This window comes from Bacillus coahuilensis m4-4 (genome assembly GCF_000171615.1).
Classification (GTDB): Bacteria; Bacillota; Bacilli; order Bacillales; family Bacillaceae_K; genus Bacillus_T; species Bacillus_T coahuilensis.
Window position 1 is genome coordinate 1 of sequence record NZ_ABFU01000055.1, and the last position, 26,786, is coordinate 26,786.

The 26,786-nt window shown below is 37.6% G+C and carries 23 protein-coding genes and 6 pseudogenes; 13 read left to right on the forward strand and 16 right to left on the reverse strand.

Annotation, left to right across the window (positions count from 1 at the left end; all coding sequences use genetic code 11):
- Nucleotides 1-35: 35 nt before the first annotated feature.
- The 4 genes and pseudogenes from M44_RS13900 to pruA all read right to left on the reverse strand — a co-directional run bounded on the left by M44_RS13900 (nt 36) and on the right by pruA (nt 5,827).
- Nucleotides 36-1,451 carry an aldehyde dehydrogenase gene (locus tag M44_RS13900; protein ID WP_010174514.1) on the reverse strand — a complete coding sequence of 472 codons (1,416 nt, stop codon included), beginning with the start codon at nt 1,449-1,451 and terminating at the stop codon, nt 36-38.
- Nucleotides 1,452-1,638: 187 nt separating this feature from the next.
- Nucleotides 1,639-2,883 (reverse strand): Glu/Leu/Phe/Val family dehydrogenase, encoded by a 1,245-nt coding sequence (locus tag M44_RS13905; RefSeq protein WP_010174515.1) that lies wholly within the window; start codon nt 2,881-2,883, stop codon nt 1,639-1,641.
- A 102-nt stretch (nt 2,884-2,985) separates the two neighbouring features.
- The gene (locus tag M44_RS13910; protein WP_010174516.1) at nt 2,986-4,182 is read right to left on the reverse strand and encodes an ornithine--oxo-acid transaminase; all 1,197 of its coding nucleotides are present in this window, start codon (nt 4,180-4,182) and stop codon (nt 2,986-2,988) included.
- A 101-nt stretch (nt 4,183-4,283) separates the two neighbouring features.
- Nucleotides 4,284-5,827: pseudogene (pruA, locus tag M44_RS23375) on the reverse strand (L-glutamate gamma-semialdehyde dehydrogenase).
- Between the two features lie 159 nt (nt 5,828-5,986).
- Between pruA and M44_RS13920 the strand changes: the two are divergent.
- Nucleotides 5,987-7,291 (forward strand): sigma 54-interacting transcriptional regulator, encoded by a 1,305-nt coding sequence (locus M44_RS13920; protein WP_010174519.1) that lies wholly within the window; start codon nt 5,987-5,989, stop codon nt 7,289-7,291.
- 126 nt (nt 7,292-7,417) lie between these two features.
- Here M44_RS13920 and yugI read toward each other — a convergent pair.
- The 3 genes and pseudogenes from yugI to M44_RS13935 all read right to left on the reverse strand — a co-directional run bounded on the left by yugI (nt 7,418) and on the right by M44_RS13935 (nt 10,082).
- Nucleotides 7,418-7,826: pseudogene (gene yugI / locus M44_RS23380) on the reverse strand (S1 domain-containing post-transcriptional regulator GSP13).
- Nucleotides 7,827-7,948: 122 nt separating this feature from the next.
- Complete coding sequence (locus tag M44_RS13930) at nt 7,949-9,022, reverse strand: hypothetical protein (RefSeq protein ID WP_010174521.1); 1,074 nt, start codon at nt 9,020-9,022, stop codon at nt 7,949-7,951.
- Between the two features lie 4 nt (nt 9,023-9,026).
- Nucleotides 9,027-10,082 (reverse strand): hypothetical protein, encoded by a 1,056-nt coding sequence (locus M44_RS13935; RefSeq protein ID WP_010174522.1) that lies wholly within the window; start codon nt 10,080-10,082, stop codon nt 9,027-9,029.
- 187 nt (nt 10,083-10,269) lie between these two features.
- Here M44_RS13935 and M44_RS13940 point away from each other — a divergent pair, with 187 nt between their 5' ends.
- A complete protein-coding gene (locus M44_RS13940; RefSeq protein ID WP_010174523.1) occupies nt 10,270-10,617 on the forward strand; it encodes a helix-turn-helix domain-containing protein in 348 nt (115 codons plus the stop codon).
- Nucleotides 10,618-10,686: 69 nt separating this feature from the next.
- On the opposite strand, the pseudogene M44_RS23385 reads toward M44_RS13940, so the two are convergent.
- Both M44_RS23385 and M44_RS13950 read right to left on the reverse strand, forming a co-directional pair.
- Nucleotides 10,687-11,768 (reverse strand): annotated as a pseudogene (locus M44_RS23385) (aminotransferase).
- A 90-nt stretch (nt 11,769-11,858) separates the two neighbouring features.
- The gene (locus M44_RS13950) at nt 11,859-12,359 is read right to left on the reverse strand and encodes an Lrp/AsnC family transcriptional regulator (RefSeq protein ID WP_010174525.1); all 501 of its coding nucleotides are present in this window, start codon (nt 12,357-12,359) and stop codon (nt 11,859-11,861) included.
- A gap of 181 nt (nt 12,360-12,540) precedes the next feature.
- On the opposite strand from M44_RS13950, the gene M44_RS13955 reads away from it, so the two are divergent.
- Nucleotides 12,541-13,368, forward strand: coding sequence for an alpha/beta fold hydrolase (locus M44_RS13955; protein WP_010174526.1), 828 nt, complete (start codon nt 12,541-12,543; stop codon nt 13,366-13,368).
- Nucleotides 13,369-13,405: 37 nt separating this feature from the next.
- Here the strand turns inward: M44_RS13955 and M44_RS13960 are convergent, their stop codons facing one another.
- Nucleotides 13,406-13,666 (reverse strand): DUF1871 family protein, encoded by a 261-nt coding sequence (locus tag M44_RS13960; protein WP_010174527.1) that lies wholly within the window; start codon nt 13,664-13,666, stop codon nt 13,406-13,408.
- Nucleotides 13,667-13,769: 103 nt separating this feature from the next.
- On the opposite strand from M44_RS13960, the gene M44_RS13965 reads away from it, so the two are divergent.
- Entirely contained in the window at nt 13,770-14,942 is a 1,173-nt protein-coding gene (locus tag M44_RS13965; protein WP_010174528.1) for a MalY/PatB family protein, read from the forward strand.
- A 28-nt stretch (nt 14,943-14,970) separates the two neighbouring features.
- Here the strand turns inward: M44_RS13965 and M44_RS23390 are convergent.
- The 3 genes and pseudogenes from M44_RS23390 to M44_RS13980 form a co-directional block, all read right to left on the reverse strand.
- Nucleotides 14,971-15,542: pseudogene (locus tag M44_RS23390) on the reverse strand (superoxide dismutase family protein).
- Between the two features lie 101 nt (nt 15,543-15,643).
- The gene (locus tag M44_RS13975) at nt 15,644-15,850 is read right to left on the reverse strand and encodes a VPLPA-CTERM sorting domain-containing protein (RefSeq protein ID WP_010174529.1); all 207 of its coding nucleotides are present in this window, start codon (nt 15,848-15,850) and stop codon (nt 15,644-15,646) included.
- Between the two features lie 104 nt (nt 15,851-15,954).
- Nucleotides 15,955-16,545, reverse strand: coding sequence for a peptidylprolyl isomerase (locus tag M44_RS13980; RefSeq protein WP_029326894.1), 591 nt, complete (start codon nt 16,543-16,545; stop codon nt 15,955-15,957).
- A 208-nt stretch (nt 16,546-16,753) separates the two neighbouring features.
- Here M44_RS13980 and kapB point away from each other — a divergent pair.
- Nucleotides 16,754-17,145: pseudogene (gene kapB / locus M44_RS23395) on the forward strand (kinase-associated lipoprotein KapB).
- A gap of 32 nt (nt 17,146-17,177) precedes the next feature.
- Here kapB and kapD read toward each other — a convergent pair.
- Nucleotides 17,178-17,795 carry a 3'-5' exonuclease KapD gene (gene kapD / locus M44_RS13990; protein WP_010174531.1) on the reverse strand — a complete coding sequence of 206 codons (618 nt, stop codon included), beginning with the start codon at nt 17,793-17,795 and terminating at the stop codon, nt 17,178-17,180.
- A gap of 183 nt (nt 17,796-17,978) precedes the next feature.
- Here kapD and M44_RS13995 point away from each other — a divergent pair, with 183 nt between their 5' ends.
- A complete protein-coding gene (locus tag M44_RS13995; protein ID WP_010174532.1) occupies nt 17,979-19,826 on the forward strand; it encodes a transglycosylase domain-containing protein in 1,848 nt (615 codons plus the stop codon).
- Nucleotides 19,827-19,881: 55 nt separating this feature from the next.
- Here M44_RS13995 and M44_RS14000 read toward each other — a convergent pair.
- A pseudogene (locus M44_RS14000) lies at nt 19,882-20,324 on the reverse strand (DUF5366 family protein).
- Nucleotides 20,325-20,512: 188 nt separating this feature from the next.
- Entirely contained in the window at nt 20,513-20,746 is a 234-nt protein-coding gene (locus M44_RS14005; protein ID WP_010174534.1) for a hypothetical protein, read from the reverse strand.
- A 279-nt stretch (nt 20,747-21,025) separates the two neighbouring features.
- Here M44_RS14005 and M44_RS14010 point away from each other — a divergent pair, with 279 nt between their 5' ends.
- Genes M44_RS14010 through mnhG form a run of 7 tightly spaced genes read left to right on the forward strand, consistent with a single transcriptional unit; the run spans nt 21,026 to nt 26,779 of the window.
- Nucleotides 21,026-23,422, forward strand: a complete 2,397-nt coding sequence (locus tag M44_RS14010; protein ID WP_010174535.1) for a Na+/H+ antiporter subunit A — start codon at nt 21,026-21,028, stop codon at nt 23,420-23,422.
- Between the two features lie 5 nt (nt 23,423-23,427).
- A complete protein-coding gene (locus M44_RS14015) occupies nt 23,428-23,850 on the forward strand; it encodes a Na(+)/H(+) antiporter subunit B (protein ID WP_029326895.1) in 423 nt (140 codons plus the stop codon).
- A complete protein-coding gene (locus M44_RS14020) occupies nt 23,850-24,191 on the forward strand; it encodes a Na(+)/H(+) antiporter subunit C (protein WP_010174537.1) in 342 nt (113 codons plus the stop codon). Before M44_RS14015 ends, M44_RS14020 begins: the two co-directional genes overlap by 1 nt.
- On the forward strand, nt 24,184-25,665 hold the full coding sequence (locus M44_RS14025; RefSeq protein WP_010174538.1) for a Na+/H+ antiporter subunit D: 1,482 nt from the start codon (nt 24,184-24,186) through the stop codon (nt 25,663-25,665). Before M44_RS14020 ends, M44_RS14025 begins: the two co-directional genes overlap by 8 nt.
- 4 nt (nt 25,666-25,669) lie before the next feature.
- A complete protein-coding gene (locus M44_RS14030) occupies nt 25,670-26,146 on the forward strand; it encodes a Na+/H+ antiporter subunit E (protein ID WP_010174539.1) in 477 nt (158 codons plus the stop codon).
- On the forward strand, nt 26,146-26,430 hold the full coding sequence (locus M44_RS14035) for a Na(+)/H(+) antiporter subunit F1 (RefSeq protein WP_010174540.1): 285 nt from the start codon (nt 26,146-26,148) through the stop codon (nt 26,428-26,430). Before M44_RS14030 ends, M44_RS14035 begins: the two co-directional genes overlap by 1 nt.
- Nucleotides 26,414-26,779: a monovalent cation/H(+) antiporter subunit G gene (mnhG, locus tag M44_RS14040; RefSeq protein ID WP_010174541.1), complete on the forward strand. Its 366-nt coding sequence runs from the start codon at nt 26,414-26,416 to the stop codon at nt 26,777-26,779. Before M44_RS14035 ends, mnhG begins: the two co-directional genes overlap by 17 nt.
- Nucleotides 26,780-26,786: the final 7 nt, after the last annotated feature.

The following is a 26,786-nucleotide window of genomic DNA, read 5'->3' on the forward strand; positions in this document are numbered from 1 at the left end:
GCCTCAAAAAAATCGTCTCTTAACGACCTTTTGAGTCACCCTCTACTTGTTAACCTAAAAGTTTTTTTATTTATTTTAAATCCATTTTTAGCACTAGGGTATCTGAATGAAAAATCAAAGCGATTTGTTTGTTTTAACACACTTTTATAATGTGAAAAGGTTGAGAAGCTACTTTCCCCATGATAGCTACCAATTCCACTCTCGCCCACTCCTCCGAAAGGTAAGTATGGAGTGGCGATATGCATAATTGTGTCATTAATACATCCTCCACCATAGGAAATATTGCCAACGATATTTTCTTCAACCTGTTCAGATTGTGTAAATAAGTATAGTGCCAACGGCTTCGGACGACTATTAACATGTTCTATCACTTCATCTAATTCATCATAGTTTAAAACAGGGAAAATGGGTCCAAAAATTTCTTCTTGCATGACAGGAGTCTCCCTATTGGAAGGCACTAATAGGGTTGGTTCAATACGATGATTTGCTTTATCTGTTTTCCCACCAAAAATGATTTCTCCATTATCTAAGTATGAGGTTAAACGATTAAAGTGTTTCTCGTTTACAATTTTTCCATACTTCTCACTGTTTAAAGGATCTTGACCATAGAATTCTTCTACTACCCGGCTATATTCACCTAAGAACTCATCTTTAATACTGGAGTGGATAAATAAATAATCTGGAGCGATACATGTTTGCCCAGCATTGGTTAACTTTCCAAAGGCAACACGCTTGGCAGCTAGCTTCAAATCAGCATCCTTATGAACAATACATGGACTTTTCCCTCCTAGTTCTAGGGTGACAGGTGTTAAGTGCTTAGAAGCTGCTTCCATGACAATCTTTCCTACCGGAACACTACCAGTAAAGAAAATATAATCAAACGGCTCTTTTAGTAGGTGCTGATTCGTTTCTATACCACCTTCCATGACATACAGGTAGGCAGGGTCAAAATGATTATTAATCATTTCAGCCATCACATGTGAAACAGCCGGCGTTAATTCGGAGGGCTTAATAATAGCCGTATTTCCCGCTGCAATACTGCCAATTAATGGAGATACAGTTAATTGAAATGGATAATTCCACGGGGCAATGATTAATGTTACACCATAGGGCTCTGCAATTTTATACCCTCTTGACCCAAAGTGTGTAAAGGGGGTCTTTACTTTTTTTGGTTTTGCCCAATCCTTTAAATGCTGAAGTGTAAATTTTATTTCCTCATAGATAATTCCTATTTCGGTCAAATAACCTTCTTGATTAGATTTATGAAGGTCTTGTTTTAAAGCATCTAATAATTGCTGTTCATTACGTTTAATGAGTTCTTTTAGTTTTTCTAAAGTCTCTATTCTAGTTTCAATGGGCTTAGTTGAACCTGTTTGGAAATATTTCTTCTGTGTAAGACGTGCTTGTTCTACGAAATCATGAGATTTTTCTTCGATAATTAGTTGAGTCATTTCTCTTCACCCTTTTCCACATCTTTCTTTCTATTTTAACCTATTTCAAATAGTTAAACCTAAAATGATATAATGTTTAAACGTTTAAACATTTAGTTGGATTATAAAAAAGCATCAATTCCTTGTCAATGATCACAACTAAAAAAGCACTACTCTTTTTTTAAAGAATAGTGCTTAATTTGACTACTTACACCCAGCCTCTGAAGCGAGAAGCCTCAGACATTTTACGTGCGCCAACCATATAGGCTGCTAAACGCATATTTACTTGTCTGTTGACACTAGTGTCATACACATTTGCAAATGCTTCTACTAGTTTAGCTCGTAGCTTGTCATTGACTTCTTCTTCTGTCCAGTAATACCCTTGGTTATTTTGTACCCATTCAAAATAGGATACTGTAACTCCTCCGGCGCTTGCTAAAACATCTGGTACAAGAAGAATTCCACGTTCTGATAAGATTTTTGTTGCTTCTACTGTTGTTGGACCGTTTGCTGCCTCTACAACAATCGTCGCTTTAATATTGTGGGCATTTGCTGCTGTAATCTGGTTAGACACTGCTGCTGGAACTAGAATGTCACAGTCTAATTCTAATAATTCTTGGTTAGAAAGTGTATTTTCAAATAATGTAGTTACGGTTCCAAAACTATCACGGCGATCAAGGAGATAATCTATATCTAAACCATCTGGGTCATGAAGTGCTCCGTGAGCATCAGAAATGGCGATAACCTTCGCGCCAGCATCATGCATAAACTTCGCCAGGTAGCTTCCTGCGTTACCGAAACCTTGTACGACTACACGTGCTCCTTCAATTTGGATTCCTTTTCGTTTCGCCGCTTCTTCTATACAGATGGTAACTCCTTGGGCTGTCGCTTTTTCACGCCCTTGAGACCCTCCTAGTACAAGTGGTTTTCCTGTGATGAAGCCTGGTGAATCATTTTCACGTAGACGGCTGTATTCGTCCATCATCCATGCCATAATTTGTGAGTTTGTATAGACATCTGGAGCTGGGATATCTTTTGTTGGACCTACGATTTGACTGATTGCACGAACATAGCCTCTACTTAATCGTTCAAGTTCACCCATGCTCATTGTACGTGGGTCACAAATGATACCACCCTTACCTCCACCATAAGGAAGGTCGACAATTCCACATTTCAAGCTCATCCACATAGATAATGCTTTTACTTCCTCTTCATCTACTTCCGGATGGAAACGAACCCCACCTTTAGTAGGTCCAACAGAATCGTTGTGCTGAGCTCTGTATCCAGTGAATACTTTTATCTTACCGTCATCCATTCGAATTGGAATACGTACTGTAAGCATACGGATTGGTTCTTTTAGTAGTTCAAACATTTCTTCGCTATATCCTAGCTTCGTTAATGCATCTTGAATAACGTGCTGAGTTGAAGTAAAAAGATTTAAATTTTCTCCCATTGTAATTCGCCTCTTTATTTTGTGATCTTAAACGTTAAATATTGTAACATACAAGATTACTGAACGCTTGAAATATTTCACTCATTTTGCAAATTTTACGAACTACTTTGTTAATACTTTTTGGATTCGTTCAATAGCCCAATCTAATTCTTCTTTACTAATAATCAGTGGTGGCGCAAACCTAATAACCGTGTCATGAGTTTCTTTACATAACAAGCCTTCTTCTTTTAGCTTTTCGCAATATGGTCTGGCCGCTTCATGAAGCTCAACGCCAATAAATAAGCCACGGCCTCTAACTTCTTTAATTATAGGATTGTCTATTTCGTTCAACTTACTCATAAAGTATTCACCAAACTCTAAGGAGTGCGCTGCAAGCTCTTCGTCTACTAATACATCTAGTGATGCAATAGATACAGCACAAGCCATAGGATTTCCGCCGAATGTAGAACCATGTGAGCCGGGGTTGAAAACGCTAAGAACTTCTTTATCAGCTACTACACAAGAAATTGGAAATACTCCTCCACCAAGAGCTTTTCCAAGAATATACATGTCAGGATTGACATCTTCCCATTCACACGCAAACATTTTACCAGAACGAGCAAGACCTGCTTGGATCTCATCGGCAATAAATAAAACGTTATGCTTTTTGCAGAGCTCAAACGCCGCTTTTAAAAACCCTTTAGAAGGGATTACAATTCCGGCTTCTCCTTGGATAGGTTCGATAATAAAGGCAGCAGTATTGGGGGTTATCGCTGATTCTAATGCTTCTAGGTTTCCATAAGGGATTAGACTGATTCCTGGTAGCATAGGACCGAATCCGCGCTTATATTCTTCCTCAGACGATAACGATACGGCTGTCATCGTACGTCCATGGAAGTTTCCTTCGCAGCCAATAATCTCAGCACGATCTTTTTCCACACCTTTCACGTCATAGGCCCAGCGTCTTGCTGCTTTAATCGCTGTCTCAACTGCTTCTGCACCTGTGTTCATTGGAAGTGCCATATCCTTCCCGGTAATTTGGCAGATTTTCTCATACCAAGGAGCTAGCATATCGTTATGAAAAGCACGAGATGTTAAGGTTACACGATCTGCTTGATCCTTAAGCGCTTGAATAATTTTAGGATGACGATGCCCTTGGTTGACAGCTGAATACGCACTTAGCATATCCATGTACTTGTTTCCTTCAGGGTCTTTTACCCATACGCCTTCTGCTTCTGAAATAACAATTGGAAGAGGATGATAGTTATTTGCACCATACTTTTCGGTTTGTTCAATAATAGTTTGGGTTGATTTTGTCATAGTGGTTCCTCCCTTTCTTTTTCCTACTATAACCAAGCTAAACATGTGATGATTTTAAAAAAGAGTCTCTCTCATTTCCTGAGAGAGACTCTCACTAGACTTTACAGCATTTCAGACGTTGTTTTTGCCTGCATATGAAGCGTTAAGTAGTCTGGTCCACCCGCTTTAGAGTCTGTTCCGCTCATATTGAATCCACCGAATGGTTGATATCCAACAATGGCTCCAGTACATCCACGGTTAAAGTATAGGTTTCCAACATGGAAGTCCTCACGTGCTTGCTCAATATGGTCACGGTTGTTCGTGATAACAGCACCTGTTAAGCCATATTCAGTATTATTAGCAATTTGAATAGCCTCATTAAAATCTTTTGCTTTCGTAAATCCAACAACTGGGCCAAAGATTTCTTCTTGCATGATGCGAGCCGTTGGTGAAAGGTCAGCAACGATTGTTGGTTGAATAAAGAAGCCTTTACTTGAATCTCCTTCTCCTCCAGCCACTACTTTCCCTTCTTCTCTACCGATTTCAACATAGCTCATAATTTTGTCAAAAGCATTCTGGTCAATCACTGGACCCATGAAGTGTTTATTTGGAGTTGGGTCACCAACTGTTAGTTCTTTCGTTAACTCTACGACTCTATTTAATACTTGATCGTATACTTCTTCAAGTACGACTGCACGTGAACATGCAGAGCATTTTTGACCTGAGAATCCAAAGGCAGATGCCACAATAGATTGTGCAGCTAATTCAAGGTCTGCATCACTATCTACCACAATCGTGTCTTTACCACCCATTTCAGCAATCACACGTTTTAACCAGATTTGGCCTTCATTCACTTTAGACGCACGCTCATAAATACGCGTTCCTACATCACGAGATCCTGTAAAGGAGATGAATCGAGTCTTCGGATGATCCACTAAATAGTCTCCTACTTCTGCTCCACTTCCTGGAACAAAGTTTAATACTCCTTTAGGTAATCCCGCATCTTCCATCACTTCTACAAACTTTGCAGCCACTACTGGAGTTGTAGATGCTGGTTTTAAAAGAACGGTATTTCCTGTAACGATTGCTGCAACCGTAGTACCTGCCATAATAGCAAACGGGAAATTCCAAGGTGAAATAATGATCCCTACTCCTAGTGGAATATATCCGTATTGATTGTACTCACCAGGGCGACTCTCTACTTTGTGACCATCTTTTAACTGGAGCATTTGACGTGCATAGTATTCCAAGAAGTCGATCGCTTCTGCTGTATCAGCGTCTGCTTCTCTCCATGGTTTACCCGCTTCTTTTGTTAAGAGAGCAGAAAACTCAAATTTGCGACGTCGGATGATTGCAGCTGCACGGAAAAGAATGTCCGCACGTGCTTCAGGTTTATATTTTCTCCATGTTTGGAAAGTTTCATATGCATAGTTCATTGCTTTCTCAGCAAGTTCTTGATTGGCTTTCGATACTCGACCTATAACCTCTTCTTTATTTGAAGGGTTTGTGGAGACGATTTTATCTTCAGTTGTAATCTTTTCTCCACCAATTACGAGGGGATAATCTTGACCAAGGTAGCTATTTACAAGCTCTAATCCTTCTTCATAAGCTTTTTGTTTTCTTCCTTTGTAAAATCAGTAAATGGTTCGTGTTTATAAGGAATCATCTATTCTCCTCCTCAAAATTATGTGAGTATTTTCGGAATTGCAAAAATTGTTTGCACTAAGAAAACCTTTACATATATAATAATGCAAAAGAATATTGCGATTTTCAAGAGTTTTTGTCTGTGTCAGTGAATAATTTTTTGCAGCAAGGGGGAATTCCGTTGAATCAGCTCTCTCAAATCCATTTGTATCAACAAATTCTAGACAATATTAACGTCGGCGTTCATGCTATTGATTCTTACGGAAAAACCATTCTGTATAACCGTCGAATGGCGGAAATTGAAGGAATGATCCAGGCAGAAGTAGTGGACAAAGACATTACAGAAGTATTTTCTTTTCTCGATGAAAGCACGCTTCTAAAGGCCCTTCAAACAAAGGAAGCCATACTTCACTACAAACAAACGTATTTTAATTCAAAAGGATTAGAAATAACCACCATAAATTCAACATACCCAGTTGAGGAAGATGGAAAAGTGATTGGCGTAGTTGAGATTGCAACCGATGTGACTAAGCTTGAAAATCTTGTTCGAGATCAGTGGTTCAAAAAAGAAGAAGCTGCTATATCCTTTCATTCCATCATCGGAAAAAGTTTATCTCTTCAAAAAATGGTTGAATATAGTAAAAGTGCAACAAAGTACGGTTTCCCTATTCTTATCATTGGGGAAAGGGGCACTGGTAAAGAGCTATTAGCCCAAACCATTCATCAGCAGAGTAATCGTAAAAAAGCAGGGTTTATAAGGATTAACCCTTTGGATATCCCTACTTTCACATTAGAAGAAATCTTACAAGAAAACTCCTCTCCCCTTATAGATGAAGCAAACGGAGGGACGGTCCTAATTGAAAACATTCATATGCTCACAAATCCATTACAAGAAATTTTGCTACAAAACTTAAAGAATCCATCACTCAATATTCAATTTATTGCTACTTTAACAGAGGACCCCATTGAAATGATTGGAAAAGGTGCACTGAGAAAAGACCTTTATTATGAGCTCAGTAGATACTGTATTTTTCTTCCGTCATTACGTGAGAGAAAAATCGATTTTGAAGAACTGATTCCTTATTTTATACAAAAGAACAATCACCTGTTTGGAACTAGAGTTGGAGGAATAGATGAGGAGGTTCATGAAATTTTTTTAGGGTACGAATGGCCAGGAAATGTTCGCGAATTAGAACATACGTTAGAAGAGTGCTTTCATTATGTAGGAGATCAAACGACCATTACATTTGAGCACCTTCCGCTTCCTTTTCGAGAAAAAGTATCGACAGAGCCCTCTCAGCCTATTCCAGAACAAGAATCAGAACCACTACATCTAGATCAATATTTGGCTATAAAAGAAAAGCAATATATTAAACAGGGTCTTGTAAAAAACGAATATAATATCACAAAGACCGCTAAAGAGCTGGGGATGAGTAGACAAAATTTACAGTATCGAATGAAAAAACACCATATTGACCGAAGATAACAGAGGATATCTTAAAGATTGAGCTACGGGTATTGATTCTTACGTGGCACTGCATAGGACTCTGTGGAGAATGGTGTCCAAAAAAGAAAAAAAGGCGTCTCCAATGAGCCGCCTTTTACACCACAATTATTTTTTGATTAGATCGTTGTTTTTAGACTGTTCAATCCACTCTTCTAGCTTGTCTTTTAGAGTGTTGAAGCCAGATGGAGCTTCTTCTGCTGCTTTAATGCTGCTTTGTCCTTGACGACGACGTTGTTTCTTTTCTTCTTTTTTCTCTTCTGCTGCTGGAGCTTCTTCCGTAGCACGGATTGACAGGCTGATTTTTTTTACCTTCAGCTTCTACTGCTAATACCTTAACAGATACTTCATCTCCAATTTTTAAATGCTCATTTACATCTTTAACAAACCCGTGAGTAATTTCAGAGATATGGACAAGACCTTGAGTCTCTTCATCTAGTGCTACAAATGCACCGTATGGTTGAATTCCTGTAACTTTTCCAGTTACTACGTTACCTACTTCATATTTTGTTGACATGGGAACAACTCCTAGTATATATATTTACTTTGATCTGTATACGCAATAAAAAATTATATCACAAGTTCGCAAATAAAGCAAAGTAGAATTTATTACTAGTAGTTTATCCTTTAACTTTTATCTCACTCAACGTTTTGATCCTCATAAAATACATCCGGATAGACCAACCAATTATCTTCATGAATTTCCATGTTCACACTTATATTTCTGTCTTCTCCGAACAGTTCAATCCCATTTATTCCAAGTGGTTCATAAGATAATGCTCTCACTTCATTATAATGATGAACCATTTCGTCTACATCTATTACTTTGTAATGATTTATGAAGTAATTATTATCTTGGCTATAAGCACTTTCCATTGATAACGCAAATATGGCGTCCAAATCATTTTCCTCATTTGCTTTTAAAAAAAGTCTAAAACTATCTATAAGGCTCAATCCCACCAGAGTCCTTTTATTATAATCGCCTTCTACAAATTGGTCATACAGTCTTCCTAACTCATCCGATAAAGGGAGTAGGTCTCCTTCGTATAGAATAATGGGTTGTTCTGGTATATCATTTTTTATTGTCTTCATTTCCATTAGAGTGTTCCAGTTATCAGGCTTTTGAAAATCCTGTTTTTGTAACTCATGATAGGCGGTTGCCATGGTACTTCCAATCGTTGAAAACGGATACCTTTCTTTTAGGTAATACATTTGCTGTCTTTTTTCAGATTTTATCGTACCATCATCTTGAAACGCTTCATTGGTATACAGCTCCATAAACTTTCTGTATAGGGATTCGTATTCTGCTTTGGTTGGTTCTACAAGAAGAGAATCTTTGGGTAGAGTTGCAAGAACTGTTTCCATATTTATCAAGGTATATCTTACATATTCATCATAATATTCATCTAGTTCAATGTAATCTTCTTCTATAGACCCCCACCCTAGAAAGTATGATATGTACTGCATATGTCCATCTGGAATGTACTGAAATAAATCTACACTATTTGAATGTCTATAAGCATCGAATATTATATCTGGGGTAGACTCTCCAGTTCCGTAAATATAATAGTTGTTTTGCGCCATACCGGCTACTAATTCGAAATGTTTATGTTCTTTGTCTATCAGTCCTTGCAGATATTCATCAATCATGTAATTAATATTCTCTCCGCTTCCTACTAATAGCTTCTTTTCTTTGAGCTCTGCCTTCACCATTTCTTTAGTAGCGCTTAAAGCTTTTTCTTAGTTTTATGACAAAAGCATCTGCATCTATTTCCGTGTCTGATTCTTTCAAGTCCTCCAATACCATTTGTGGCGTAGCAAGACCTTCGGTTATTTTAGCTTCCATATCATTAAATAGGTTTTCATTATTGTTCGGATCTTCTTCAGCGAGTTTAACCGCTTGAAATAATTCAAAGTCCAGTTCAGCCTTACTAGTTGATTGGTCTAGTGACCTAGATGAAACTCCTAAGCTGCTTCTAACTTCTTCTTTCCGCTCTTCATAAAATGATAATAATGAATTCAATGCTTTCTTTTCCTCTTTCGTTAAGTCTGCACTAAATGCCGTGCTCACAGAATTAGGAAGAAGAACCGCTCCAGTTAAACCTCCAAGCAAGATTCCTAAAGAAAAGACGGAAATAAGTACTCCTTTTTTTATGGGGACTTTTTGAGAAGAAGTGGAGTATTTTTCTTTTTCCATAGAATTCATTACTTCTGAAGTTGACTGAGTCGTAACAATACGGTTTACTATAGAATCGACATCATACGGTAAATCTAGCTTTTTATAGGCATCTTGTAGAAGAGAAAACCTATCTTTCCACTGGTTGTAATTCAGCTCTACCTTACTTGAGCTTTGGATTTTTTCAAATGCATGTTGTTGCAGTGAGACAATTTCGTCTGAAGTAATGCTTAACCATTCTTCTATTTCTTGGTTAGTAAGTGATTCAAATTCCGAAAGAACGACTACTTTTCGTTCCATTAACGGCAACTGAATGATGGTATTATGTAAGCTTTGATCTTCTTCAAAATATAATAAATCTTCGCTTTCTATATGGCTCTCATTTTCTGTTACAGATTGAATGAATCGTTTCTGTGTCGTTACTTTATCAAAACCTTCATCAAGGTAATTAAGCAACACCTTACTTATTTTATCGTTTAAAGCTAGTTTTGAAATTCCTAATTGAATAGCTAATCGTGCTAAAGATGGAGCAATACGAGAAATTTCGTCTTTTAGATTTTCCTCGTTTTCATATGAGCTTGCTGCATGTTCTTTCACTTACTCCTCCAACACCTTTCCCATTTATCACATAATTATTTGAATTTTCATCTTCTTTACTTTAACAAGGTTTTCCAACTAAAAAAAGAGGTTTTAAAGATTTTGCAAATATTCAAAGTTCCTTAGTAAGTTCTAATGAGAATCGTGATACACTATAGATAGAACAAGAGTTGGGGAGGAGTAGAATATGAACTACTTTGGAGAGCATTTAAAAATGCAGCGTGAATTGCATGGATTAAGTCAAGAGGAATTGGCTTTTAAAGCACGTCTCGGTAAAAGAACAATTGAAAAATATGAAAACGGGGAACAGATTCCTGATACTCAAACCATTTTAAAGCTTTCCACCGTGCTTGATATTCCTGCTTCTGAATTGATGGAACGGGAGATTCACCAAACAGGTGGTATAGATTCAGAAATTGAACAACTGGTCCAAGAAATAGGGATTAAAAAGGCTAAGCTAATTTTACGAAAAGCAAAAGAGTTTACTGAAGACGATTTTTTACGAGTGATGCAAATGGCTTACGATTTAAAATAACGGAAAAACAGAAGAATAAATAAAAAAAGTAGGTCACGGACGATTCTGTGACCTACTTTTTCATTCTGGTTATGAATAATTGTTCATAAATTTAGACATTCGGCGTATTGCTTCCTCTAGCTGCGTAATCGAAGAAGCATAGGAGCACCGAACGAAACCTTCGCCACTTTCTCCAAAACATTTCCAGGAACTACGGCTACACGCTCTTCTACTAATAGCTTTTCTGCAAACTCTGCTGAGCTCATACCGGTAGCTTTCACACTAGGGAAACTGTAAAAGGCACCACCAGGCTTATGGCAGGCTAAGCCAATTTCATTACAGGATTTCACAAAATAATTTCGTCTTTGTTCATAACTTTTTTTCATTGATAGAACATCTTGTGATCCTTCTCGCAGGGCTTCTAATGCTCCATATTGTGCTGCTGTGGATGCACACATAACAGAATATTGGTGAATTTTCAGCATTGCTTCTGTAAATTCTCTAGGTGCACATAAGAAGCCTAGTCTCCATCCCGTCATCGCAAACCCTTTTGAGAAACCATTAATGAATATCGTGCGTTCATACATGCCAGGTAGCGCAGGCACTGACTGATGTGTACCGTCGTATACGAGCTCAGAATAAATTTCATCTGAGATAACAAGTAAGTCATGCTCTTCAATAATAGGTAGTAGCTTCAGATAGTCTTCTTTTTCCATAACGGTACCAGTGGGATTATTAGGAGAACAAATAAGAATGGCTTTTGTTCGGTCCGTTATCGCTGCTCTTAAGTCCTCTGGTTGAAGCTTAAATTCCTCTTCCCCTTTTGTTTGAATACGAACCGCCTTACCACCGCATAGCTCTACTAACGGGGCATAAGACACAAAGCTTGGTTCAATAACGATAACCTCTTCACCTGGATTTACTATCGCTCGAAGCGCTATATCTAATGCTTGACTGGCACCGATTGTGACAATGATTTCGTTTTCGGGATTGTACTCCACGTCAAAATTACGTAAACAATACTTGGCTATTTCTTTACGAAGCTCAATCAAGCCAGCATTGGCAGTATAAGCAGTATATCCTCGTTCAAAGCTAACAATGGCCGCCTCACGTACCCTCCAAGATGTAGTGAAATCTGGTTCACCTACACCTAGAGATATGACATCTTCCATTCCGTTTGCTAAATCAAAGAACTTCCGAATTCCTGAAGGCGGAAGCTCTTTGACTACATGGGATAAATAGCTTTTTTTGGTCTTTAAGCATTACGGTGTCACCACCATCCTGTGGTCATCATCTCGATCTTCAAAAATGGTGCCATCATGCTTATACTTTTTTAATTGGAAATGAGTAGTAGTGGATAGTACAGAATCAAGCGTAGAAAGCCTATCCGATACAAATGATGCGACTTCATTCATTGATTTACCTTCCACTGTCACTGCCAAATCATACGAACCTGACATCAGATATAAGGATTGAACTTCAGGGTATTTATAAATTCTCTCGGCTATCTCATCGAACCCTACACCTCTTTTTGGCGTAACCTTTACTTCAATAATAGCTGTAACCCCGTTATGCTCCTTTACTTTTGACCAGTTGACTAATGCTGTATATTGAACGATGATATTCTCTTTTACAAACAGGTCTAGCTTTTCCTGTATCTCATCTTCTGGTACGTTCAGCATTTTAGCTAATGTGGAAACCGATAAATTGGCATCTTTTTCAATCAGTTGTAATAATTCAATATCTTTATGGGATAACTTCATTTTTAATCCTCCCCTTACAAAGGTAAATCAATCGTTCTTCATATGACTCTTATGAACATATTACACCCAATTATTTTACTATTCCATTTATTCATGAAAAATATTTACCAGAAGTTATTTCGAGGTGTAGATTTGTTGCATGAGGGTAAGATACAAGTACATAAAATTAGGAGTGATAATCATGATAAAACAGGATGTAGCGTTCCAGGTGAACGTAAATGGCATCGATGTCTATTATGAATATCATCAAAATCCTCAATCAGACAAAACATTCGTACTACTTCATGGTTTTTTGTCCTCTACATTTAGCTTTAGGAGACTGACGCCCCTTTTGAAGGAAGCCTATAATGTTTTAACCATTGACCTTCCTCCGTTTGGAAATAGCGGAAAATCTCATCAATTTATTTATTCGTATGAGAACATTAGTAAAACGGTTATTTCATTGTTAGACCACCTTAACATTCAACATATCGTGTTAGCTGGTCATTCAATGGGAGGACAGATAGCGCTGAACATTATGAAACTACGGCCCGACTTAGTTGCAAAGGGAGTACTTTTTTGTAGTTCTGCTTACTTAAAGCGGATTCGATGGCCAGTTGCCTTATTAAGTTATATTCCTTTTTTTCACCTGTATGTAAAGCTCTGGTTAACGAGATCTGGTGTGAAAAATAACCTAGAAAATGTAGTGCATGATATTGAATTGATTGATGATGAGATGATGTTCGGATACTTAAAGCCCTTTTTAAATGATGATATATTTAAAGCACTCACAAGGATGATTCGTGACCGAGAAGGAGATCTTTCAAGACAAGCACTTAGAAAAATAACTACACCTTGCCTTCTCATTTGGGGAGAACACGACAGAGTTGTGCCCATTAATGTAGGGGAAAGACTTAGTAAGGATTTACCAAATAATGATTTTGTTGTATTAGAAAAAACAGGACACCTCGTACCTGAGGAAAAACCAACGGAAGTATTACACTATATAAAAGATTTTCTAACTAAGTAAGATGGACAGTCCGAGGACTGTCCATTTTACTACTTTTTCACAGGGAACAGGAAGCTTGATTTTTTATATATAACAGCTTTTCTGCTATGACTTCACAATGAATGAATGGAATAAACTCTTCAAATGAGAACTCGTAAATATGCTGAATGGCTCCAGCTAAATGTTTGCTATCTTCTGTAGAATGTGTAGCTTGAATAACATCAGCTATTTCCGTATCGTAATGATTGGGACCAATTTTAAAGGGATCCCATTTCTTCAGGAGCAGAACTAACTGTGTATTCATTTCTGCAGTATTCATATCATCACCTAATTTTAGTAAGGAGTTTAGAAACACCTATTTATTAAAAGAAGCATTTAAATATTAACACAAAATTAACAATCGCGCATAGGGAGGATTACAGATGGAATATTTTAACGAACAAATTGATCGACTCAAAACAGATTCTGTTAAGTGGGATATGAATGAAATGGTATACGGTACAAATGACGTTTTACCTATGTGGGTAGCAGATATGGACTTTAAACCACCTACTGAAGTACAAACGAGCTTGCATGAGCGCATTAGACACGGTGTGTTCGGTTATACGTTTCCAAGCTCAGAAACAACAACCTCTGTCGTTAACTGGTTAAAAAGACGCTGGGACTGGACTATTGAGGAAGAAGCTATATTATATAATGCTGGAATTGTTCCTGCGTTAGCCCTTGCCATTCATGCTTTTACTAACAAAGGAGACCGAATCCTTATTCAGACTCCTGTCTATTTCCCCTTTTTTCAACTCATTGAAGAAAATGAGCGTATTGTTGTGGATAGTCCATTACATCTAGAAGATGGGCATTATTCCATTGACTTTGAAGACTTAGAAGAGCGAATAAAAAGTGGTGTCCGTTTATTCTTTTTATGTAGTCCTCATAACCCAGTAGGGAGAGTATGGACAAAAGAAGAGTTAATCAAAATAATCGAACTATGTAAAAAGTATCATGTTCTGATTGTCTCAGATGAAATTCATGGGGACCTAGTGTTCCCACCAAAAGAGCATATAACGATCTCTAAGCTAGATCCTGATTATGACCGGGTTGTCACTCTTTTAGCCCCCAGTAAGACGTTTAATATCGCCGGGTTACAGGCATCTGTTATCGTTGCTCCTAACCAACAAATAAGAGAAACCTTAGAAGCGACGAAACATCGATTGGGTCTATTTGGGATAAATGCTCTTGGATTAACCGCTCTAAAATCAGCTTATACACACGGTGATAAATGGTTAGACGATTTACTATGTTACCTTAAAGAAAACATTCTATATGTTAAAAATTTTTTAAAAGAAGAACTTCCTTCTGTTTCAGTTATTGAGTCAGATGGCACCTATTTACTTTGGTTAGATATTAGGATGCTACCTTATTCTGAAGAACAGATTCAAAAAAGTCTGATTGAAAACGGAAAGCTTGCCCTTGAACCTGGAAGTAAATATGGGAAAGAAGGGATTGGCTTCTTAAGGATGAATATTGGGTGTACAAAAAGAACCGTACAGGATGCTATGGAACGATTGAAAAAGGGCATCGATGCTTTACATAAATAAAAAACCAGGCGGTCTCTCCTGGTTTTCTCTATTCTTCTTTTTGATCAGGTGCTTCGGTTTCATTTTCAGTTACTTCTTTCATTGTCTGATTTTCTTTTGAAATAACCCCACACGCGATTCGAACGCCTGCATCTCCAGCCGGTTGACTCATACCATCATCCCCTGCTTCATGAATGATTAATGATGTACCTTGCTTAGTAAATAACGTGGTAGTCCCTTCACTTAATGTTACACTCGGCGCAAGAATTTCAACACTTGCCACCCCGTCTTCACCTACCACTAAGTTGGGCAAATCTCCTGCGTGAGCTCCTTCAGGATTTAACAATCCATGCTGCTTATCTTCGGGGTTATAGTGATCTCCAGCAGATGTAAAATCTGGTGGCTCACACTCCCCTTTTCATGAAAATGCATAGCATGCTCACCAGGAGGAAGACCTTCAAGGTCAATTGTCATATTCACACCCTCTGCTACTTCCTGTAGCAAAACCGTTCCATAACTATCTTGATCACTATTCATCATATCAATTTCAATCTTCTTTACATCAGGATACACACAGCCTGTGATAAAAAAGAGGGAAAAGATGGCTATCCACTTCTTCATACACTTGCCTCCAAAAAACAAAGTCTAACTTAGTATCGTCAAATTGGTCCACTTTCATACAAAAGACCTGAAGAAACATGTTCTTCAGGTCTTTACTTTCATTATTTTACCCTATCATTTTCTTCCTTTAGCTTATGCTCTAATTCTTTCGCTTCTTGCTCTTGCTTCTTTGAAATTTTCCCTACGAATCGGAACGTACCATACGCGGCTAAACCAAAAATTAACAACCAAATAGCAGCAGGTAAATACTCTGATTTATCTTCAGGAAAATACAAGAACAACCCTACTATATAGGAATAAAATAGCATCTATTCACCTTCTATTGTTCATTTTACTATCAGTATAGCAGTCGTACCCAAATAAAAAAAGAGTGAGTACTCCACCTACCAGAAAACTCACTCTTCATGATTATTTACTCTTCTGTGATTGTAATAGCTTCGATGGTAATATCATATACAGGCTTGTCTCCTGCTCCAACTTTAGAGCTCGCGATATCATCCACAACGTTCATCCCTTCAATGACTTGACCAAAAACAGTATGACGGCCATCAAGCCAAGGTGTACCACCTAAATCTTCGTACCCATCAATGGCTTCCTGTGGATATCCCGCCTCTTTCATTTGTTCAAGCATATCTTCGTCTACAGCAGGAGCCTGAACGATGAAGAATTGACTACCATTTGTATTCGGTCCAGAATTGGCCATCGAAAGAGCTCCTCTAAAATTATAAAGCTCTCGGGAAAATTCATCTTCGAATGATCCACCAAATGCACTTTCTCCACCCGTTCCGTTGCCTAACGGATCTCCTCCTTGGATCATGAAGCTATCAATAACACGGTGAAAAATAAGTCCGTTATAATATCCATTTTTACTTAGCGTAACGAAATTTTCTACTGCTTTTGGTGCTTGTTCAGGATAAAGCTCAATAACGATTGTCCCTTTATTGGTGGTCATTTCTGCTTTCATTATAGAAGTCTGGTCCTTCGTTAATTGTGGAAAATTCAATGGTTTTTCCTCCGATTCAGTTAATGTATTCTGTTTTTCTTCTTCAACTTTCATACTTTGCCCACATGCAGACAATACAAACAAAAGAATTGTCAACATGACCATTACCCATTTTTTCATATCGAACCCTCGCCATTTTTGTAGATTATGTACTATAGTATAATGGTATACGTCTCCATCATTATACTAAGAAAAGGGAGCGAGACAAATGGGAGAAGAACTAATTGTAACAGGTATCTATAAAACAGGAAAATATATTGGTAAAAAAGTAGGCGAAAGAGAAGCAACCTACACCGTAGAGGTTCTAAGTGTGATTAAGCATCCCATTCAAGGTGATCTTCATCATCCCAACCAAACGGATGAAGGATTTTTCCACGAGCGAAAAGCATTAGCCTATAGAGAAAAAGTGAATATACCTCAAAAATGGTGAAACCTTATGAAGGGGAAATTCCTCATTATCAAAGTAGCCTAAAACAGGCATTTTTCAAGCTAGAAGATTCTCTCAAAATGGATGATACTCCATTTAATATACGAAGCCTACAATGCTTGTATGAAATTAAAAAAGAGTATGAGTTGATGTATGGAATGGAGTTTGAATAAATAAAAAACGTCTCACATTTAGAGACGTTTTTTTATGCAAGCAGATTCATTAATTTTTTCATATCCACTCTGTCACCAATAGTAGGGGGAGTGGCTCTATTTAGATATTCCTTATCTTTTTCTACTAATTTATAAATATTATAGGTGGTCATTGCATCATCAAGCGCCTTATGGTGCTTGCCTACGCCATCTTTTCCGTATTCTTCCACCGCTTTCCATAATCCTGTTTGATTTCGATCTCCAAAGAAACGCTTGTACTCCAGAGATAAATCAACAAATTCTCCTTGAAATGGGAAAAGTAATCCAGCCTTCTCACAATTTTCTCTAAGAACCTTCATGTCCATATTACCCAAGTAATAATTCGATTTTTTCCTTTTTTTATTCAGCTTTTGCAGGTAATGAATAAACTCGATAAAAGAGATTCCACCGTCTACATCTTCTTGTTTGATTTTAAGGAATTTTTTACAACGAGGCGTCAACGTTTTGAACACTCTTGGCTGGACATAGGACGAAAACGATTCTATTATAGATCCATCCTCTTCCACCACCATTCCCACTTCTATAATTTCGGGAAAAAAGCCTCTCTGGCTCATCTTTCTGTCAGGCATAGAAAACTCGAAGTCTAAGAATATATGTTGATGAACATCCACCTTTCTTCCTCCTATTCTTAATTAATTCGCCACTTCCCTTAAAAGTACAATGTAATTATTTTCATTATATCATGTTAAACGCTTGAATTATGACAATTCACACAATAACTCCGAAAATTTCACCTTCCCGTAGACAAGTCTATCCAGTAAACTATAAGAAAAACGATAGCTTACGAGGTCATCATGAGAATTTATACAGGTACGTTTAGTTGTTTGGTTTTACTTGGATTATTCTCTCTTTTTCTCATCCAAACGGAAAAAGAGTGGAGAAGATTGCAAGCTACAAATGAATCCATTCAGTCTTCTGACCAAGTTCCATTTACGATTGAAAAAACTAGTTATTTAGTAGACCAAGATGGGAATGAGTATGCTACTTTAGGTGGAATCAAGCGACAGTATGTACATCTTAATAAAATACCAACGCTTCTTCACCACACATTTATCCTGTCTGAAGATCAATATTTTTACGAGCATATTGGTTTTGATGCCAGCGCCATACTTCGAGCATTTGTTCAAAACCAAGTTAGCTCTTCTATTCAACAAGGTGGTAGTACCATTACTCAGCAACTGGCTAGGAACGTCTATTTGTCCCACGAGCAAACATACGAAAGAAAGATTCAGGAATTGATCTATGCCAATGTGTTAGAAAAAAATTTATCCAAAGAAGAAATTTTAGAAATGTATATGAATGCGATTTATTTTAGTAATGGAATATACGGGGTTGAAACAGCCGCTACTTATTATTTTGGACGTTCCCTCCAAGAATTATCGGACGGAGAGCTACTACTATTAGCAGCAATTCCGAATAATCCTAGTCGCTATGATCCTATTCTGCATTTTGAAAGAGCAAAAGAAAGACAGGAACGATTAATTGATCAACTTGTCATCCATGGGTATTACACTCAAGAACAAGGGAATACAGTGAAAGAAGAAACAGTAGCTTTAACGATATCTACCCCAATAGAACGTTATCCAGATTATCGTGATCTAGTCTTAAATGAATTAGAAGAATTGTATAAACAACATATAGGTTACGAAAATCGTATGTTAGCGGCTGAGAATGAAGAACAAAAAACCCAATACCAAATTGTGTTCAAAGAAGCGTTTAATGCTTGGCTTCAAACTGGACTCGTCATAGAAACAGCATTAGATCCTGTATTACAACAGCAAACAACAGACTCGGTAACTTCTGTTTTAACCTTTGATTCAATTCAGGGATCGGCGGTTGTTATCGATAATTCGACTAGAAATATTGTGGCAATTAGCGGGGGAGTTGATTATTCATTAGGCTCATTTAATCGTGCCTTCCAAGCTTACAGACAACCGGGATCTGCTATCAAGCCATTACTAGTATATGCTCCTTATATAGAACGAACAGGCTTAAAGCTCCAACAGCTCGTAAACGCGGATAAGTATTGTGTAAACGGCTATTGCCCAAAAAACTATGGAGGCAGAGAATATGGGCAAGTGCCTTTAGAAACAGCCTTTATTCATTCATACAACACGCCTGCTGTTAGGTTACTAAACCAGCTTGGAATTGAAACTGCCTTTTCGTACTTAGAACCCTTTACATTTCAACACATAGTCAATGAGGATAAGACGCTAGCGGCGGCAGTCGGTGGGTTTACTCGCGGTATGAGTCCATTAGAATTGACAGGTGCGTATACAAGCTTTATTAACGGGAAGTACGTCTCTCCACGCAGTATTGTGAAAGTAATAGAGGAAAACGGTAATGTCATAACATGGAATGAGGATACGAAGCAGGTTTGGAAGCCGGATACGGTTAATAAGATTCGAAACTTATTAGCTTCTACAGCGAAGAAAGGGACTGGGCGCAAAGCTTATGCTCCTCTACCATATATGGGTGTGAAGACGGGTACCACTAATGATTATCACGATTATTGGATGATTGGTTTAACCGATACGAACACCATTGGAGTATGGGTGGGAAAAGATACACCGTCTAATCTGAAATACGCGGAGAGCACTCAGCCCGCTCAGCAAATTTGGAAGAGAATCGCAACAAATTAAAGGCATGGAGAACTTCATATTGGAAGTTCTCCATGCTTTTTTATAAGGACTCTTATTAAGATGGCACAAGGGATAAACTGGAAAGCACTCCATTATAAAGCTTCAATCCAATATATAGAAGTAATAATATAAGTGCACTATAGGATGATATGTTAAATAACATTACTCCCAATAACCTTCCAATATTTATTACAGCACCAACTTTATAAAAAACACAACAAGATAGATCAGTATCACGAGCACAGAAATCCCAACCATTCCCCATATCGAGAACGTTAAAAAAATGGATAAAAAGCCTCCTACTAAAAATATCCAGGACAATGGTTTTAATGACGTATAGAGGTTGAGTTCATCCCTACTATCCACAAAAAAGAGAAACGATAATCCATTAATGGTTTCGGCTATTAACTTAAATGCTGAGAGTAACATGAAAAAGAATGTCATACTAGAGGCAATTAACAAGACCGTTAGCTGAACTTCAGATACGAATTGACTCATCCCTTGATATAATCCAATTCCTCTTAAAATTCTTTAACTTTTCCAATGACATAAATAGAATAGGACAAACTAAATAAAAGAATAGAAAGAAGAGGCACATAACTTGTGACAAACGCATTTCTCATAACGAACTCCTCATGATGTACTTTCTTCTCACTATACTGTTTATCACCGAGGTTGAAAAGTGATTATGGAATAATTCGGATATATTCTCTTGGTTGAAATGGAAGTTCTTCTACGTCTTGAAACCATTCATTTACTTCGACTGTTGTCTCATTGTTTAGTGGAAGTATGGTACCTTCAAGAGCTTTTGTTTCTTGCTTTTGAATAAAATTCCGATCCTTCCTAGTTTCTTCTGCAATATAGGCTAAAGTAAGTAACAATGTGAATACTATCCCTGTATAGGTTATCTTTCTTTGCATGTACACCACCACCTATGGTTATTTTCACCGTTAGTAGGGTAGAACATACAAAAAATTTTAAAACAGAATTTACACGTTTCTTCTTATTTATTAAGCTGTAATGACATCAGCAGTTGGCTAAGTTTTTTCCATGCAACCAGAATTTTTTACGTTATAATTCATTTATGGTGACAGAGGACTAATAGGAGAATGTATTTTTTATTATAGGAAAAGCTGAAATTAGAGAATTCTACTATTGAAAATGAAATTTGTTACAAATTGATTTAAGGGGGTTTATCATTGACACTGTTACATCTTGCCATATTATCACCCTTATTGATGGCATTAATTGTTCCGCTCTTTTATAAGGTTGCAAAAAACGTACATACAGGATGGTTTGTCTTAATATTACCAGTCCTACTGTTTAGTTATTTTATTCAATTCCTATCCAGAACATCAAAAGGGGAAACAATTACAGCGACAGCCGAATGGATGCCGTCTTTTGGTATTAATTTTACCGCATACGTTGATGGGCTTAGCTTATTATTTGCCTTATTAATCACTGGAATCGGTTCCCTTGTCGTGCTGTATTCTATCTATTATTTAGATAAACACAAAGAATCATTGCACAACTTCTATGTATATTTACTCCTCTTCATGGGTGCCATGCTTGGGGTTGTCTTATCTGACAATTTACTTGTTATGTATACATTTTGGGAATTAACCTCCATTTCATCTTTCTTGTTGATTGCTTATTGGTATCACAGGGAACGCTCTCGATACGGTGCGCAAAAATCAATGCTTATTACCGTATTTGGTGGTCTTTCAATGTTAGGTGGAATCGTACTCTTGGGGATCATGGGCGATACATTTAGCATTCGAGAATTACTTGCACAACAAGACATCTTGGTGTCTCATGCTCTTTTTATACCTGCTTTACTCTTAATTTTATTAGGAGCCTTTACAAAATCAGCACAGTTCCCTTTTCATATATGGCTACCTGATGCGATGGAAGCACCAACTCCTGTTAGTGCTTACTTACACTCCGCAACAATGGTTAAAGCAGGAATTTACTTGGTAGCTAGGATGACTCCCATCTTCTCTGAATCGTTCCTATGGATTTGGTTAGTTGGAGGCATTGGTTTATTAACTCTTATGTGGGGTTCATTTAATGCGGTAAAGCAAACCGACTTAAAAGGAATACTTGCATTCTCAACCATTAGTCAGCTTGGATTAATCATGAGCTTGCTTGGCGTTGGAGCTGCCGCTAGATTCTATGATTACAACCAGTACTATGTAGCAGCGACTGTCGCAGCCATCTTTCACTTAGTGAATCATGCTACTTTTAAAGGAACTTTGTTCATGGTCGTTGGGATTGTAGATCACGAAACCGGTACTCGTGATATTAGAAAACTGGGTGGATTAATGTCTATGATGCCAATTACAGCTACGATTGCTTTAATTGGTTCATTCTCTATGGCAGGTCTACCTCCATTTAATGGATTCTTGAGTAAAGAAATGTTTTTCACCGGAATGATTCGAGTGATTGAGATGGATATTTTTAACCTCTCTACGTGGGGGATCCTATTCCCAATCATTGCTTGGGTAGCAAGTATCTTTACGTTCATTTATAGTATGATTTTATTCTTTAAAACATTTACCGGGAAATATCAGCCTGAAAAACTGGATAAAGAAGCTCACGAAGCACCATTTGGTATGTTATTGTCACCAATTATATTAGCTTCACTTGTTGTCATTTTTGGGTTCTTTCCAAATCTTCTCTCACAAAGCATTATTAAGCCAGCTGTCGAGGCTATAGTCCCAGCTATTAAAGAGTCTTCAACACTTAAAGTGAATATATATTTCTGGCACGGATTCACACCCGAACTATTTATGACGTTTGGTGTTATCCTACTCGGAACTCTTTTATATGTTTATTCGTCCAAATGGACACCTATTTATAGTAAGTTCCCTGAGAAGTTAAGCTTTAACACGGTATACGACCATGGTCTCATTTCAATGGAACGTGGTGCCTTCTCCATAACAAGAAGATACATGACTGGTTTTATTCGAACGTACTTGGTGTATATCTTCACATTCTTTATTGGGATTTTATCATTTACGATGATATCTCAAGGAGCCTTTACCATTGATACATCTGAATTAGCTCCAATAAGTGTGTATGAAGTTGTTTTAGCAGTCATTCTTGTTCTAGGAACCGTTACGATACTTTTTGCGAAATCAAGACTTACAGCGATTATTGCTCTTGGATCAGTAGGATATTCGGTCGCATTGTTCTTTGTATTGTTTAAAGCACCAGACTTGGCATTAACTCAACTTCTTATCGAAACGGTTTCAGTTGCCTTGTTCTTACTTTGCTTTTATCATTTACCAAGGCTAAGCCGACATGAAGAACGAACTAGCTTTAAGTTTGGAAACTTACTTATTTCAGCAGCGGTTGGGGTGCTAGTTACATTAATATCTATTGCTTCACACAGTCAAAAAATGTTTCCTTCCATCTCTGAATACTATGTAGAAAATTCTTATAAGCTCGCTGGAGGAAAAAATATGGTCAACGTTATACTTGTTGACTTCCGTGGATTTGATACGATGTTTGAAATATGTGTACTAGCGATTGCCGCTTTAGGTATATTTGCTATGATTCGTTTACGATTAACTAGGAGGAGTGAAGGATGAAGCATGTGAAACCGAACGATGTTGTGCTCCAAACCATTACAACGGTTGCCGCGTTCATCATTGTACTTTTCTCCATTCAGTTGTTCTTTGCAGGACACTATAATCCCGGAGGAGGATTTATTGGGGGTCTTTTGACTTCTGGGGCAATTGTTTTACTATTATTAGCATTTGATATTAAAACGGTTGCGACCATTTTTCCTTTTGACTATAAGATTATGACAGCTATTGGACTACTATTATCCGTTGGTACTGGAGCAGGGGCGTTATTATTTGATGTACCGTTTTTAACCCATGCTTATGAGTACTTTCATTTACCACTTTTAGGTGAACAATCGTTACACACAGCTGTTATCTTTGACACTGGAGTATATCTGGTCGTAATCGGAATAACGATGACCATTATTCAAACGATTGGAGAGAGCGAATAATGGAAATATTAATGAGTATTGTGATTGGAATCTTATTCATGAGTGCTGTCTACCTCATGTTATCAAAAAGCTTATTACGAATTATTATTGGTACTGGTCTATTAAGCCACGGAGCTCATTTGCTCTTAATTACGATGGGAGGCCTTAAGGACGGTGCTGCTCCTTTACTTGGTGAACATGCTAAGGATTATGTAGACCCACTTCCACAAGCCTTAATCTTAACAGCTATTGTTATTAGCTTTGGGGTGACTTCCTTTTTCTTAGTTCTCGCTTATCGTGCGTATCAAGAAATTGGAACAGATAATATGGACCAAATGAGAGGAACTGAAGGAAATGACTAACTTATTATTATTGCCGATCCTCATCCCTCTTTTGACCGCAATCGCCTTAATGTTGTTGCATAAAAGAATTGAAATACAGCGAATCGTCTCTGTTCTGTCCTTAATCGGCACAGTAATTGCAACGAGTATTTTATTAGCTAAGGTCAAAACAGACGGGATTCAAACGTTAAATTTAGGAAGCTGGGAAGCACCATATGGAATTACGCTAGTCTCCGATATGCTGTCTGTGCTTCTCGTATTAACCGCCACTGTGATTACCTTGTTTGTCATAATGTTCTCGTTTCATTCAATCGGAAGAGACCGTGAAACCTTCTACTATTATCCAATTGTCCAGTTCTTATTAGTAGGGATTAACGGGGCATTCACTACGGGAGATATCTTTAACCTCTTTGTATTCTTTGAAGTGATGCTCATGTCTTCCTATGTACTCCTTGTATTAGGTGGTACAAAAATTCAATTACGAGAATCTATCAAATATATATTAGTGAATATCATTTCATCTGCACTATTTGTTATTGCTGTTGGGTTCCTTTATTCTGTTGTAGGTACGCTAAATATGGCTCAAATTTCAGAAAGAATAGCCGAAAGTAATCAACCAGGAATTATCACCGTAATCGCCATGCTTTTTCTTGTCGTATTTGGGTTAAAAGGAGCGATATTCCCGTTATACTTCTGGCTTCCTGGTTCGTACTATGCACCACCAGCACCTATCCTAGCGCTTTTCGGTGCACTTCTTACGAAGGTTGGGGTATATAGTATTTTGCGAACATACTCACTATTTTTCTATCATGAAACTGGGTTTACCCATAGCGTTTTAATGATTTTATCCCTTCTCACAATAGTTGTTGGCGTCATTGGCGCAATTGCTTACTGGGATCTTAAGAAAATCATTATTTATAATGTAATCGTTGCTGTAGGTGTTATTCTATTTGGTGTCTCGGTGAATTCATCTACTTCCATAGAAGGTTCCATTTTTTATGTGTTGCATGACATGGTCATCAAAGCTGCCCTATTCTTACTAATTGGCATTATGATTAAAATTACGGGAACAAGCAATCTAAAACAAATGCGTGGACTAATTAAGCAGTTCCCGCTACTTGCATGGACTTTCTTTATTGCAGCTTTATCATTAGCTGGTATTCCTCCATTAAGTGGGTTTATTGGAAAACTGCTAATTGTTCAAGGTGGATTTGAAGAAGGGAATTATATAGGAGCTGGGATCATCCTACTTTCTAGCTTACTCGTTCTGTATAGTGTAATGAAAATTTTTATTAATGGCTTTTTTGGAAAGCCTACTGAATATAAGGCTGATCATATACCAGTAGGAAAACTCCTTATTCCTTCTATTGCTCTGGTTACAGTGGCTGTATTGTATGGATTTAATGCAGAACTTATTTATCCATATATCTCAGATGCGACGGAAACGATTGTTAATCCAGACATGTATATTGAAGCAGTTTTAAGGGGGGAGTAGCGTTATGGCTTTTCAAGTACTATTAAACTTTTTTCTAGCCTTTCTTTGGATGTTTCTAGCTGTATCCTTCACGCCTTCTAGTTTTATTGTGGGCTACCTACTAGGGTTGTTAATCATTATTGCGTTTAGACGCTTCTTTGCATCTAAATTATACGTATATAAGTTTTGGGCCGTGATGGTTTTACTACTTATATTTATTCGAGAGTTGTTATTGTCTAACATTTCTGTTTTAAAAACAATTTTACGCCCTAAGATTGACATTAAACCTGGAATATTTGCTTATCCAACCAAGTTGTCATCTGATTGGGAGATTACGATTCTCTCCAATCTCATTACGTTAACACCTGGGACATTAGTGGTGGATGTTTCAAATGATCATTCTATTCTCTATATCCACACGCTAGACATTGATGATGTGGATGAAGCAGTATCTAGTATCCGTGACACCTTTGAAAAGGCAATCATGGAGGTGACTCGCTAATGATTAACAGCATAGTAATTGTAGCACTTGGTATTATCTCCATTTCCATGTTGCTTTTAATCTATCGTGTCGTAAAAGGGCCAAGTGTACCGGACAGGGTTGTCGCACTTGACGCACTTGGTATCAATCTTGTCGGAGTGGTGGCGCTCATATCGATTGTATTTAACTCGTTTGCGTTTTTAGAGGTCATCTTATTAATCGGAATTCTTGCTTTTATTGGAACGATTGCTTTTGCAAAGTTTCTTGAGAAAGGAGTGATTATTGAACGTGACCGAGATTCTTAATATTGGACTGGATATACTGATTGCCTTATTTATTTTAGGTGGGGCATTACTTGCTTTAGTTGCGGCTTATGGGGTTTTACGATTACCAGATGTGTACACTCGAAATCATGCAGCTTCAAAGAGTGCCACACTTGGAATCATGTTGTTATTGTTTGGGACATTTCTTTACTTTTTAGAAGATGGTCACTTTAATTCAAGGCTCCTTCTAGGGATTGCCTTTATCTTTATTACCTCTCCTGTCGCGGGTCATCTCTTGTCTCGTGCTGCCTATAACTCTGGAGTAAAATTATGGGAAGGTAGTGTCCAGGACGATTTAGAAAATAAAGAAAAGCTTGAGCAAGGAAAATAATAATGAA